The 13,266-nt window shown below is 44.2% G+C and carries 14 protein-coding genes; 6 read left to right on the forward strand and 8 right to left on the reverse strand.

The genetic code is table 11. The features are described 5' to 3' along the window. Positions 1-13 precede the first annotated feature (13 nt). Positions 14-793, forward strand: a complete 780-nt coding sequence (gene truA, locus HYR79_02145) for a tRNA pseudouridine(38-40) synthase TruA (protein ID MBI1820487.1) — start codon at positions 14-16, stop codon at positions 791-793. A 60-nt stretch (positions 794-853) separates the two neighbouring features. Here the strand turns inward: truA and cysE are convergent, their stop codons facing one another. The 5 genes from cysE to HYR79_02170 form a co-directional block, all read right to left on the reverse strand. Then, on the reverse strand, positions 854-1,519 hold the full coding sequence (gene cysE, locus HYR79_02150) for a serine O-acetyltransferase (GenBank protein ID MBI1820488.1): 666 nt from the start codon (positions 1,517-1,519) through the stop codon (positions 854-856). Then, entirely contained in the window at positions 1,519-2,007 is a 489-nt protein-coding gene (locus HYR79_02155) for a 2-C-methyl-D-erythritol 2,4-cyclodiphosphate synthase (protein ID MBI1820489.1), read from the reverse strand. Before HYR79_02155 ends, cysE begins: the two co-directional genes overlap by 1 nt. Positions 2,008-2,083: 76 nt before the next feature. Then, positions 2,084-2,782: a 2-C-methyl-D-erythritol 4-phosphate cytidylyltransferase gene (gene ispD, locus HYR79_02160; GenBank protein MBI1820490.1), complete on the reverse strand. Its 699-nt coding sequence runs from the start codon at positions 2,780-2,782 to the stop codon at positions 2,084-2,086. Positions 2,783-2,789: 7 nt separating this feature from the next. Next, entirely contained in the window at positions 2,790-3,818 is a 1,029-nt protein-coding gene (locus tag HYR79_02165) for a TRAM domain-containing protein (protein MBI1820491.1), read from the reverse strand. 145 nt (positions 3,819-3,963) lie between these two features. Next, the gene (locus HYR79_02170) at positions 3,964-5,469 is read right to left on the reverse strand and encodes a DegQ family serine endoprotease (GenBank protein ID MBI1820492.1); all 1,506 of its coding nucleotides are present in this window, start codon (positions 5,467-5,469) and stop codon (positions 3,964-3,966) included. A 207-nt stretch (positions 5,470-5,676) separates the two neighbouring features. Here HYR79_02170 and bioA point away from each other — a divergent pair, with 207 nt between their 5' ends. Continuing rightward, positions 5,677-7,038, forward strand: a complete 1,362-nt coding sequence (gene bioA, locus HYR79_02175; GenBank protein ID MBI1820493.1) for an adenosylmethionine--8-amino-7-oxononanoate transaminase — start codon at positions 5,677-5,679, stop codon at positions 7,036-7,038. Between the two features lie 28 nt (positions 7,039-7,066). Here bioA and HYR79_02180 read toward each other — a convergent pair whose 3' ends face one another. Both HYR79_02180 and HYR79_02185 read right to left on the reverse strand, forming a co-directional pair. Continuing rightward, positions 7,067-7,633, reverse strand: coding sequence for a helix-turn-helix domain-containing protein (locus tag HYR79_02180; GenBank protein MBI1820494.1), 567 nt, complete (start codon positions 7,631-7,633; stop codon positions 7,067-7,069). Positions 7,634-7,889: 256 nt separating this feature from the next. After that, the gene (locus tag HYR79_02185; protein ID MBI1820495.1) at positions 7,890-8,852 is read right to left on the reverse strand and encodes an AAA family ATPase; all 963 of its coding nucleotides are present in this window, start codon (positions 8,850-8,852) and stop codon (positions 7,890-7,892) included. Between the two features lie 68 nt (positions 8,853-8,920). Between HYR79_02185 and HYR79_02190 the strand changes: the two genes are divergently transcribed. From HYR79_02190 to HYR79_02205, 4 genes are all read left to right on the forward strand, one after another. Continuing rightward, entirely contained in the window at positions 8,921-9,811 is an 891-nt protein-coding gene (locus HYR79_02190) for a hypothetical protein (protein MBI1820496.1), read from the forward strand. A gap of 15 nt (positions 9,812-9,826) precedes the next feature. After that, on the forward strand, positions 9,827-10,282 hold the full coding sequence (locus HYR79_02195) for a DUF192 domain-containing protein (GenBank protein ID MBI1820497.1): 456 nt from the start codon (positions 9,827-9,829) through the stop codon (positions 10,280-10,282). Between the two features lie 129 nt (positions 10,283-10,411). After that, positions 10,412-10,855 carry a hypothetical protein gene (locus HYR79_02200; protein ID MBI1820498.1) on the forward strand — a complete coding sequence of 148 codons (444 nt, stop codon included), beginning with the start codon at positions 10,412-10,414 and terminating at the stop codon, positions 10,853-10,855. A 4-nt stretch (positions 10,856-10,859) separates the two neighbouring features. After that, complete coding sequence (locus tag HYR79_02205; protein ID MBI1820499.1) at positions 10,860-12,260, forward strand: class II fructose-bisphosphate aldolase; 1,401 nt, start codon at positions 10,860-10,862, stop codon at positions 12,258-12,260. Here HYR79_02205 and fbp read toward each other — a convergent pair. Then, positions 12,257-13,261: a class 1 fructose-bisphosphatase gene (fbp, locus tag HYR79_02210; protein ID MBI1820500.1), complete on the reverse strand. Its 1,005-nt coding sequence runs from the start codon at positions 13,259-13,261 to the stop codon at positions 12,257-12,259. The two genes, HYR79_02205 and fbp, sit on opposite strands and share 4 nt — an antisense overlap. Positions 13,262-13,266 lie beyond the last annotated feature (5 nt).

Raw genomic sequence — 13,266 nt, forward strand, 5'->3', positions numbered from 1 at the left:
TGATCCATCCGTTATGACCAGGAATGTCAGATTAACGATTTCCTATAATGGGACCCCTTTTCATGGGTGGCAGGTACAGCCTGATGTAAACACTATTCAAGGGACTTTAATTAAAGTTATTGAAAAAATTACGTCGGGGAAAAATGTCAATTTAATCGGCGCCGGGCGGACAGATGCCGGAGTCCATGCTTTAGGACAGGTGGCTAATTTTAAGACCGAAAAAACTTTGACGGAAAAAAAGTGGAAGGCCGCGCTAAATGGTCTGCTTCCGCCTGAAATTGTCGTATGGAAAGTCGAATTTGTGCCGGACGGTTTCCATTCCCGCTACACGGCCATTGATAAAACCTACGCCTATCATATCGGTTTTCAAAAATCACCGTTTTTATTCGATAGAGAATGGACTTTTAGCCGTCCACTTAAACTTCCGGCCATGAAAAAAGCGCTCTCTTTTTTAGCCGGAAAACATGATTTTACCTCTTTTGCTTCTTCATTATCGGAATCGGAGACCAAAATCTGCCATTTAAAAAAATACGAGATTGTTCAAAACCGTCATTCGCTGATCTTCAGGTTGACCGCGAACCGTTTTTTAACGCATATGGTACGAAATATCGTCGGAACGCTCGTGGAGGTTGGTTTAGGTAAAATAAAACCCGCTGAAATTAAACAAATTCTAGAACTGAAAGACCGGAAAAAAGCGGGACCGACAGCGCCCCCTCATGGGCTTTATCTGGTCGAAGTCAAGTACCGGAAAAGGCTATCAGAGGGGCTCGCGTCGCCCCCTCCACTGGCATAGCCAGCTGGAGCCTCCCCGTCTCGCTCGCTTCCGCTCGCTAGGTTAAGCCTCTGAGTGGATTTAAGAGGAATGGTGTTTTTTGGGGTTTTTTGCTTCATGATCTTGAATCAAGGAACGGAGTTCTGCCAATTCGAGCTCAAGCTGATCCAAACGGTCTGAAATCGGATCGGGTAAATCCCCATGGTTCATATTAAGAAGAGAGGGCTTCGTTTCACGAATCTTTAATATTCTTCCCGGAACGCCGACAACAGTCGAATAAGGGGGAACCGATTTTAAGACCACCGAATTGGCCCCTATTTTCACCCCTTCACCAATGGTGATCCCGCCAAGGATTTTTGCTCCGACACCAACCATGACGTTATCTCCGAGAGTGGGATGGCGCTTGCCCCGTTCTTTTCCAGTTCCTCCCAATGTCACCCCCTGAAAAAGGGTCACATTCTCTCCGATTTCGGTTGTTTCACCCACAACAACCCCCATGCCGTGATCAATGAAGAAACCTGCTCCAATCCTTGCTCCCGGATGAATTTCAATTCCGGTTAAAAACCTGGCAAACTGGGATAACACTCTGGGTAAAAGCGGAATTTTAAAAGTCCATAACACGTGAGCAAAACGATAGAGTAAAACGGCATGAAATCCGGAATAGGTCAGAAACACCTCAAATCTGTTAACAGCCGCGGGATCTCTTTCAAAAATGGCTTTAAAGTCTTTTTTGATCTTGTTCCACATTACTGAGTTAATTCCTCCAGGCGGGAAAGGATGCAGGCCGCGTGTGCCGCGATTCCCTCTCCCCTCCCGATGGCATCTAATTTTTCCGCGGTCTTTGCCTTTATATTGACTTTTTTTTCTTCGATATGAAGCGTTTTGGCAAGCGTAAATTTCATTTGGGGCATAAAAGGAGCCAACTTCGGTTCCTGCGCGATAACAATGGTATCCAGATTTTCAATGCCCATTTCATTTTTCACCAAAAGCTCTTGTATTTCTTCAAGAATGATCAGACTCGACATTCCTTTATATTTCGGATTCGTATCAGGATAATAATGCCCGATATCGCCCAGACCGAGCCCCCCCAGCAGAGCATCGGCTACCGCATGGATTAAGACATCTCCATCGGAATGACCCAGGAGTCCTTTTTCGAATGGAATCGATATTCCGCCTATGACCAATGGCCTTCCCGGAACAAGCCGGTGTATGTCGTACCCAATTCCGATTTTCATTATTCTCCCGGCCAATAATCAGGGGCCATGGGCTGCGTTCTTGCCTCTGCGGCTTGCGACCCGCTGACCCCCCTCCTCATTGGCCTCGCCTTTTTTGATATTGAAGGATCATTTCGCCAAGAATCAAATCGTCCGGAACGGTAATTTTGATATTAAAAACCGACCCTGGAAAAATTTTAACGGGGTGACCCAGTTGTTCAACAAGACCCGCATCGTCTGTCGCAGAAATCTGCCGGCTGGAAGCTTTTTCATAAGCCTCCCTTAAAAGGCTGAAACGAAAGGTTTGGGGTGTTTGAGCCTGCCATACCCCCTTCCGATCGATGGTATTTTGAATGAAACCCTGTTCGGTTTTTTTTAAAGTATCCCCAAGGGGAATACCGGCAATCGCTCCGCCGGTTTCTTTGGCCGCTTCAACAGAATTTTCAATGATCTGACACGTTACAAAAGGCCGGCAGCCGTCATGAATGACCACGAAATCGGCTGCCGGATCAACGGCTTTCAACCCATTGAAAACAGATTCTATACGTTCTTTTCCCCCGTTGACAAACGTTAAAATCTTTTTAAAAGGAGAAGAAAGAATGATTTCCTCCTCCGCAAGTTTTCGGTCTGCTTTGGAAAGGACGACGACAATTTCATCAATGACGGGACACAGATTAAAAACAGCCAAAGTGTGATAAAGAACCGGCTTTCCTCCAAGGGAAAGGAATTGTTTCGGCAGGCCGGCATTCATCCTCGTTCCAAGACCTGCGGCCGGGATAATCGCCGCCACTCTCAATTGAAAATCACCTGGCTACCCGAAGCTCTTCTCTTTCCTGATCTTCTTTCAGCCGGGTAAAGATCATTCTGCCTGCGGTGGTTTGCAGAACGCTGGTAACAACCACTTCGACATTTTTTCCGATCCATCGTCTCGCGTCATCGACAACAATCATGGTTCCATCGTCAAGATAGGCAATTCCCTGACCCGATTCCTTACCCTCTTTAAGTATAAAAACTTTCATCACTTCTCCCGGAAGGACGACCGGTTTTAACGCATTGCTCAGTTCATTGATGTTTAATACTTTTACCCCCTGAAATTCCGCAACTTTATTCAGGTTCAAATCATTGGTAATGACTTTGTAATTCATCCTTTTTGCAAGGGCGACGATTTTATCATCTACCTCTTTAATGGAAGGAAAATCATCTTCCACAATTCGGATATCTAAACCGGCCATTTTTTGAATACGGTTTAAAACATCCAACCCCCGCCGTCCTCTCGCCCGTTTCATGGAATCTGACGAATCCGCAATATGTTGAAGCTCATTTAAAATAAAATGGGGAATAATGAAAGCCCCTTCTAAAAAACCGGTTTCGCATAAATCGGCGATCCGGCCGTCGATAATGACGCTGGTATCCAGTATTTTACTGCTTAAGGGCTCTTTCTCGTTTTTAGAAAGAAAGTTAAGCGGCAACCACTCATTCCCTGTTTTAATCCCCAGAATCAGGCCTAAATACCCGCCCGACATCAATAAACCCCAATGCCAAAGGACCAGAAAAGCTAAATCTTTTACAAAAAATGATTCCGAAATATGATAAATGAAATTGGAAGCGGCCAACCCGAGCAGGAGACCCAATAAACTAACCAGCGAAACTTTTGCGGAAGTTTTTTGAAACGAATACTCAATCCCGAACAAAATCGATGCTAAAATTCCGCCTGCAATAATTCCCCACCATTCTTCAAAGAAACCAACTCCAAAACTCCCTTTTAAATAATTAAATAGATAAAACCCTCCAATTGCCGACAAAATGAAATATAAAAGACGTATAATTTTCATCCTGCACCTCCCCCTCAAAGCTAGCACCCGTCATTCAGGCCCTCAATTCATAAAAATGACCTTCATTAAAATAATAATCCTTTACTTCACTATAACAATATTTTATTCAGACGTCAAACAACGCAATTAAATCAATGACTTGTCGTTAAGGGATAAAAGTGACGAATAAAGTCCGCCCCTGTCTGTTGATCAGGAATAAAACCTGTGTCCCTTTGTTAATCTGGCTCATAATGCGATTGTAATCTTCCGTGTTTTTAACAACGATCCGGTTGATTTCCAAAAGAATATCCCCTCTCAAAATCCCTGCCTCTTCAGCAGGACTACCGGCTTCAACATTGGTAACAGCGATATGATTCCCCTTAAACGGAACCCCTAATCGCCGGGCCGTTTCAGGAGTCAGGTTCGTCACCTCCAGGCCGCTGATATCCCGGCTTTCTTCGCTGTTTTTACCCCCTTCCTCTCCGCTTGTTTTCACTAAATCCTTAGGCTGTTCCCCAATATTAACTTCGATTGAAATCTCTTTTTTATCACGGATGATTGCCATTTTCACCCGGGTTCCTACCCTCGTCTGAGCAACCGAATTCCTTAAGTGTCCGGGATTGTCAACCGGATTACCTTGATACTGAACGATGACATCACCCCTTTTTATTCCGGCTTTTTCGGCCGGGCTCTTTTCCATGACGTCGCTCACCAGCGCTCCGGCGTTTTCCTTAATACCAAATTGTTTGGCCAGGTTGGGATTAATTTCCTGAATCGAAACCCCGAGCCAACCTCGAACCACTTTGCCCTCTTTTTTGATACTTTCCAAAACAGCCCTGGCCATGTCGGTTGGAATAGCAAAACCAATTCCCATGTAGCCGCCGCTTTTGGAAAAAATTGCCGTGTTGATCCCGATCAGTTCCCCTCGAGTATTAACCAGAGCTCCGCCTGAATTACCCGGATTGATGGCCGCATCCGTTTGAATAAAGTCTTCGTAATCCGATATTCCGACATTCGCCCGTCCGATGGCGCTGATGATCCCCATCGTCACGGTTTGATTGAGGCCAAACGGATTTCCGATCGCCAGCACATATTCTCCAACCTCCATTTTACTCGAATCCCCCATGGGAATCGTAGGAAGGTCCCTGGCCTCTATTTTGACGACGGCGATATCTGTTTTTGGGTCGGTCCCCAGTACCTTTCCTTTGAACTCTCTCTTATCGGATAGCAACACTTTAATCTCATCCGCGTTGGCAATCACATGATTATTCGTGATAATAATTCCATTGGATTCGACAATCACCCCGGACCCAAGGCTTTGTTCCTTGCGCTCTCTCGGCTGCTCAAATTGACGCCCTAACTCGTCACCAAAAAAACGCCTGAAGAAAGGATCCTCAAAAAAAGGATTCGGTCCCATTTCATTCTTCACAAGACGGGTTGTCGAAATATTAACCACAGCGGGAGTCGCCGCTTTTGAAATTTCAACAAAAGTCTCGTCGGGTTTATGTAACCCCGGAAGCAGGGGCACTGCGGATTTTTTCTCATTGTTAACCGCCTTTCCGGAAGGGGTCAGGTTTAAATTCGAAGAAATTGTGATTCCTAAAATCACACCCAAAACAATCAAAAAAATCGAGATGGAAACCCATTTACGAACCGTTTTATAGTCTTGCATTCACTACTCCTTATATCAAATTTAAGACATTGATTTATAAGCCATTAAAAAATTTAAATTTTTAAAACAAATGAGTGAGATTATTATATCGGATGTTCGGGTCTTAGTAAAGCATCCCCTCTTTTTTCTATTCCTTGCTTCTGCCAGACAGTTTTATTTATGATAAGCTCATCTTTTAATTCATGATTAAACAAAAAGCAGGAAAAAATGCTCTCCAAAAACGAGAAACAGAGACTCATCGAGGGTGATCACAAATATCTGTGGCATCCCTTTACTCAGATGCGGGATTGGTTAAACGAACTCCCTGTGATCATAGAAAGAGGGGAAGGAATCTTTCTCTGGGATACCGATGGGAATCGATATTTTGACGGATACTCTTCAGTCTGGGTTAACCTCCACGGTCATCGAAGAGAAGAAATCAATCAGGCCATTGAATCCCAACTCAATAAAGTCGCTCATTCCACTTTTTTGGGTTTAAGCAATATCCCTGCCGTTCAGCTCGCCGAGAAATTGATTCGTCTTGCGCCAATCGGCCTTTCGCGGGTCTTTTATTCGGATAATGGATCGACCGCCGTGGAAATTGCCCTAAAAATCGCCTTTCAATACTGGCACCAAAAAGGCGCAATTTTTCAGAAAAAAACGAAATTTATTGCCCTCTATAATGGTTATCATGGAGATACCATTGGAACGATGAGCGTCGGAGGAATTCCTCTGTTTCAGAATCTGTTTAAGTCTTTGTACTTTTCCAGTTACAAAGTCGAGTCCCCTTATTGCTACCGTTGTCCTTTAAATTTAAAGTTTCCCGACTGTCAGATCGCCTGCCTGGATCCCATGGAAGAGGTTCTCAAAAGCCGCCATGAGGAAATAGCGGCCATTGTCATAGAACCGGGGCTTCAAGCCGCCGGTGGAATGATCGTTCTTCCGCCCGGCTATTTAACCCGGGTCAGTGAATTGTCGAAAAAATATGGCTGCCTATTGATCGCGGACGAGGTTGCCACCGGGTTTGGAAGAACCGGAAAAATGTTTGCCTGCAATCACGAAAATGTATCGCCTGATTTAATGGCTGTTGCAAAGGGTTTAACGGGAGGATATCTTCCTCTGGCCGCTACACTGGCCACGGAAGAAATCTTTGAAGCGTTTTTAGGATCGTATGAAGACTTTAAAACTTTTTTCCACGGGCATAGTTATACGGGAAATCAGCTAGGGTGCGCCGCCGGAATCGCCAATTTGGAGATTTTTGAGAAGGAAAACACCTTGCAGATTCTGCAAGGAAAAATTCACCAATTCAAAAAAATGCTGGAGCCTCTTTACAACCTGAAGGGGGTCGGAGATATCCGGCAAATCGGCTTGATTGGAATTATCGAACTGGTTAAAAACAAAAAAACGAAAGAACCTTTCATGTTAAAAGAAAAAAAAGGTATGAAGGTCTGTCAGGAGGCCCGAAAAAGAGGCCTTTTAATTCGGCCTCTGGGGAACATTCTTGTTTTAATGCCCCCCTTATCCGCTTCTCCCGGCCAGTTGCATGAAATAATCAGCATTTTGGGGGAATCTATAAGAACAGCCATTTAATGATTTAATAAAAACCCCTGTTAAAAAGTTATTTCTTTTTAATATCCTGAGAATGATAATGCCTGAGATAACTCCGGGTAAGGTTTTTGGGGTCAACGTTTAAATATTTGGCGTATTCTGAAAGATAACTTTTTAAATAGACCTCAGCGGGAAAATTTTTAAATTGGTTTTCCTCAATTGCCACCAAATAATTCACTCCGATCCGGGTGTGTGACACCAGGTTCTGCAAGCTAATTCCCTTTTGCTCACGGAGATTTTTTAAAAAAGAACCTGTTATTGAATCGGGAAACGAAATCGGCGTTTTGAGTTCAGACTCTTTCTGAACCGGAGCCCATGGATCAGGAGAATCTGATCCTCTCGCAAGAAAGATATCATAACTTTTCCTCCGGTCAAAATCAGACAAAATGTGGTAAGCTTCCTCGATTTTCAGCCAGATGGCGGCTCTTTCTTCCTCGGAGAAAAGCGAGAGCGTTGCGAGGTTCTTTTCTCCAAAAGTCTTTTTTGCTAAAAAATAAGCGGTTTTAATCTGCTTTAAAGTCGCATCCTGCGGGACTTCGAGCAGCTCGTAATAATTAGAATCCTGGTATCTGTTCATCCATTCTATTCAGGGGCCTTCGCAAACGACGCTCAATGCCCCCGAACCCCGCGTTCCGCACTGGCAAAGCCAGTTGCTTCATCCATTCTATTCAGGGGCCTTCGCAAACGACACTCAATGCCCCCGAACCCCGCGTTCCACTCGGTCTAACTACGACCATTCCAAAGTCCGTCTCGGTCTAACTACGACCATTCCAAAGTCCGTCTCGGTCTAACGACGACCATTCCAAAGTCCGTCACTGGCAAAGCCAGTTGCTTCACTGGACTAAAAAGTCAAAACTTAGCTGTTCTTTTTTTAATAAGTTATGCGATATTCGATTAATCCCCTGCGCCGAAGTGGAATAGGGATATTCGAGCATCAGCGGACGGCTCATTTTCGTTGCCCTCCATACCGAATCATCATATTCGACATAGCCTACATATTCTATCTGAATTCCAAAATATTTGGAACAGGAACTACGCATCGAAAAACCGAGCGCGATATCATCTTTTGACCGTACCTGGTTAACGATGATTTTAGGTTTGAAATTATAAATCTGTTCCTTTAATGTCCTTCCGACTTCAAAATCGATTTTTTCCACCTGTTCGATTAAATCAAAAGGAGTTCGAATTCCCAGGTCATTTTTCTGGTCCATCGCCTGCGTAATAACGGCTTTAATCGCGGGATCTTTGACAACTTTTTTAAACCGCCTGTAAAAAGAACTTTTGATAAACCGATAAACGTTTTCGATGGACGTCGGCTCCGGGAGGACCGTCAAAATTCCGACATCCGAAATCAGAAAAAAATCCAAAATATTAAAAGAAGTTCCCGCCCCCAAATCAAGAATGATGTACTCAAAATCGAGTTCCTGAATCTGCCGGATAAGCTTCATTTTTTCGCGATATTTTGGATTCGCGATTTCCAAAAAATCCTGGGCCCCGCTGATTAGCGATAAATTGGGTATTTGCGTTTCGAGCAAAACTTCATGGATGGACTTTACTTTTCCCCGTATAAAATCCGAAAGGGTGGCCCCTTTCACGGAAATTCCCAAACAGGTATGAAGATTGGCGCAGCCTAAATCCGCGTCAATTAAAATGACTTTTTTCCCTAATCGGGTGAGAGAAATCGCAAGGTTTCCGGATAAGAAGGTCTTTCCGGTTCCTCCCTTTCCTCCGCCAACGGCCCAGATTTCCCGGTTTTGCGCTTTTAATTTACCTTTAAGGATATCGACTGAAGACATTTGACATATTTGTATAATAACCTCATTATTTTTTCAAGCACTTTAAAAAATGTTGTATAATGCGGCAGATGCGACTGAATTCGTTAAAAACCCTCTTGATTGTTAACCCCAATTCAGGTCCCCTTCATAAAAGAAGAGCTATCCCCCGGGTCATTTCTTACCTTCAAGATTACCTTCCTGAACTCGAAATTGTATTTACTCAAAAAAGCGGAGACGCCGCTGCTCTGGTCAAAAACAGCCTCCTTAAAAAAGTTGAGCTGGTCTTTTGTGCCGGCGGAGACGGAACCATTAATGAGGTGGCCAACCAACTCTACGGTACGGCCGTCTTGCTGGGTATTATTCCGGTTGGGACTGGAAACGGGTTGGCGAGGGAGATAGGGCTTTCCCTTGATCCGATAAAGGCCGTCGATCAGGTTCTTAACGGCAAGGTCATTCCGGTCTATCCTGGAACGATTAATGACCATAGATTTTTTCTGGTTTCCGGCGCAGGTTTTGACGCGTTCGTCTCTTATCAAACAGACTTCCACCACCCCCGGCTTAAAAAGATAACCGGTTTTCTTTCCTATATCATGGTAGGAATTGCCGTTGGGTGGAAATACCCTTTTTCTCCCATAACCGCCAGAATTGACGGAAAACCCTGCCGGTGTTACGGATTACTCGTGATGAAGGCAAAAGCTAAAATTGGACCTTTCACCCTGGCCGGCACTCTTTCGTTGCAGGAAAGTCAAATGGGGGTTTTTGTTTTTACCAAAAAAGGAATTTGGAGCATCGCCAGGTTTTTCTTTGCGTTTTTATTCCGTTGTCACATGACACTTTCGGAAACCCCGTTTATCTTTTTCAGTCAATTAGAAGCCGAGTCCGAAACGCCGGTCCCCGTGGAATTTGACGGCGAACAGGCAAAACCGCTTCCAACCACCTGGGAGCAATCAAAAAAACATGTCCTTTTGATTTACCCTTAAATGAAAGAGACCTTTATGTCCCGGTTTTTTTATCTCCTCCTTTTTTATCTGTTTATTGCCCTGGGCCGGCCTGTCGATGCCTCGCAAACGGCCAACATTGATCAAAAAAAAATCAGCATTATCCTCCCGGGGGGTGAAAAAATCGAAGCCGTCGTCGCGGACACGACCACGGCACGATCCACCGGGTTGATGGGGCGTTCCCGCCTCGGCCTGAATGAAGGAATGCTTTTTTTATTTAAAACCACAGAACCTCATTTGATGTGGATGAAGAACATGTTAATCCCGATCGATATTATCTGGTTGAATGAAAAAAAGGAAATAATCGAAATCGTTCAATCGGCCCCGCCCTGTTCGAACGATCCGTGCGAGGTCTTCGGACCGGAACTTCCTTCACGTTATGTCTTAGAAATAAAAGACGGATCGTCTAATTTACTGCATCTCCAGAAAGGCCTAACGCTCAAATTCCCTTGATTGTCTGAATTTTGTTGTGCTAGGATATGCCATTACCATTACCTCTTAATATGATAGACCTATATCAATTTTCAGCAACAACACCTGTTTACAAAGTAAATCATCGACAGGATTCATAAGGAATAATTTATGTCTTTTTTTAAACGCCGTCTAAAGTTTCGCCCAACCCTTTCCACGCCTTCCTGGTGGAAAATGGTCCTCAATAAAATAAGACGGACCTACCTCTGTTACTTTAACCCTGACTATGTCAAAGAAGCTGAAGCCACTCGAGTCGGAGAGTGCGTCGGTTGCGGAAAGTGTTGCACCCTGGTTTTTAAATGTGTCTTTCTGGAAGGATCGGAAGAACAGTCTCGCTGTAAAATTTATGATATCGGCAGACCTAAACCCTGCGGGGCATTTCCCATCGATCCAAAAGATTTAGCGGATGTCAATTTCCTGTGCGGTTACTCCTTTGTCAGTTCTAGGGAAACCAAACCTACTATAACGGGTGTCCCTCCTTTTGAAATTAACCCTTCCCTCGAACCTGCTTTTTCTTTAATCCGAAAGATTGAGGTGAACCTGATTAATGAGTAATGCTATGGAATTACATCAATCTATTGACCATTTATATCGCCACTTTTCGGATATTTTAAAAGTTGATCAGGAGGGTTTGACGCTATTAGACAAATCAAGGTTTATTGAAGAAGCCCTTGATTCGCTTGTTTACCAGGCTGTTTTCAATCCTGATAAAAAAGTAAAGGGGACCGCGCGCTGGCTCCTCAAAAAAGCGGCGTGCGAATTAAAAGCAATCCCTTCCTCTATTCAAAACCTTTATGAAGCGATGGGAAATCAAAAAGAAGGCGGGTACACCGTCCCCGCGATTAATATTCGAGGCCTGACTTACGAGGTTGCGCGGGCTATTGTTCGGGCCGCCAAAAAGAACCACTCTGGAACTTTTATCTTCGAAATCGCAAAATCTGAAATCGGATACACCAAACAGAGCCCGAGCGAATTTGCCGTTGTCATTTTAGCCGCCGTTATGAGAGAACGATACGAAGGCCCGGTTTTTATTCAGGGCGATCACTTTCAAGCCAATGCCAAAAAATATCTTGAAGATCCAAAAGAAGAGGTAGCCGGGCTTAAAACCTTGATTAAAGAGGCGATCGAAGCCGGTTTTTATAACATCGACATCGACTCCTCAACCCTGGTCGATTTAAACAAACCCGCGATAAAGGAACAACAAAGAGTCAATTTTGAACTGGCCGCGGAGTTAAGCAATTATATTCGTTCCCTCGAACCGAAAGGCGTAACCATTTCAATCGGGGGAGAAATCGGCGAAGTCGGAGGAAAAAACAGCACCGTTGAGGAATTAGAAGTTTATATGGATAATTACCTTGACGTTCTGATAAATCGGTATCATCGAAAAACAGGAATCAGTAAAATCAGCATACAGACAGGCACATCCCATGGGGGAATTCCCCTGGCAGATGGAACAATCGCGAAAGTTAAACTCGATTTCGAAACGTTGAAAAGTCTGTCAAAAATCGCCAGGGAAAAATATCATATTTCCGGAGCGGTTCAGCACGGCGCCTCTACGTTGCCCGATGAGGCCTTTGATCGTTTTCCGGATACCGGAACATCTGAAATTCATCTCGCCACGGGGTTTCAAAACCTGATGTACGACCACCCAAAATTCCCTCCCGCCTTAAAAGAAGAGATTTATCAATACCTTCGGACCAATTTAAGCGAGGAGAAAAAACCGAACGAAACGGATGAACAATTTATTTATAAAACCCGGAAAAAGGGATTTGGCTTCTTTAAAAAACAGATCGCAAACCTTCCAGAAGAAGCCAAAGAAAAGATCGGAAAAGCTTTAGAAGATAAATTCGACTTTCTTTTTAAAAAATTAAAATCTATCGATACCTACGACCAGGTCAAAAAAATCATCCCTTTAGTGACGGTACCTCCCTCTTTGGAATCCGAGATTCAGCGAAGTTAGGTTTGGTATTTTTTGATAAAGGCTTCGTACCTTAGAACTTCTTCACGGTTTCCGATAATTAAAGGAACCCTCTGGTGAAGGGTTTCCGGTTGAATATCCAAAATTCTTTCTGTACCGGTGGACGCATAACCCCCGGCCTGTTCCGCGATAAACGCAAGGGGGGCCGCTTCAAAAAGGAGCCTCAACTTCCCGGTGCTTCTTTTCGGGTCTTTATGATCCACGGGATAAAGAAAAATTCCACCCTTGATCAAATTCCGATGAAAATCAGCCACCAATGCCCCGACATAACGCGCGTTGTAAGGTCTTTGTGTTGCCGGGTCGACCGACTTGACATAGCTGACATATTCCTGGGTCGCCCGGTCCCAATAATGATGATTTGATTCGTTAATACTGTAAATCGTACAGCGTTCAGGACACTTCATATCTTCATGCGAAAGAAGAAATTCCCCTAAGGCCTGGTCTAAGGTAAACCCATGCACACCCTGTCCGGTGGAATAAACCAACATCGTGGAGGATCCATAAACGAGATAACCTGCGCCCACCTGGAGAGAGCCTTTCTGCAGGCTGTCTTCTTCGGTCCCCGTTTTACCAACAGAAACTTTCCGATGAATGGAGAAAATCGTGCCGATCGGCAAATTGGCATCAATATTGGAAGAACCGTCCAGCGGATCAAGATTAACGGCATACTTACCCGACATTTGATCAGATTCCATGCAAATACATTTTTCGTCTTCCTCAGACCCAAACGTGCAGACTCTTCCGTTTTTTTCAAATAATTTGAAAAAAACAGAATTGGCAAAAATGTCGAGCTTTTGCACTTCCTCGGCCTGAATATTCATTTTTCCGGTTGATCCCATAATATCGACCAGACCCGCCCTGTTGACCTCCCTGGACAGAATCTTTCCCGCCAGGGCGATATCATAAAGCAAATCTGAAAGATCGCCTGTCGATTCCGGAAATTTCCTTTGCTGCTGAATGATATGCTGTTCAATCGTTACCATAGACC

Source organism: Nitrospirota bacterium, from assembly GCA_016178585.1.
Taxonomy (GTDB): Bacteria; Nitrospirota; Nitrospiria; order JACQBW01; family JACQBW01; genus JACOTA01.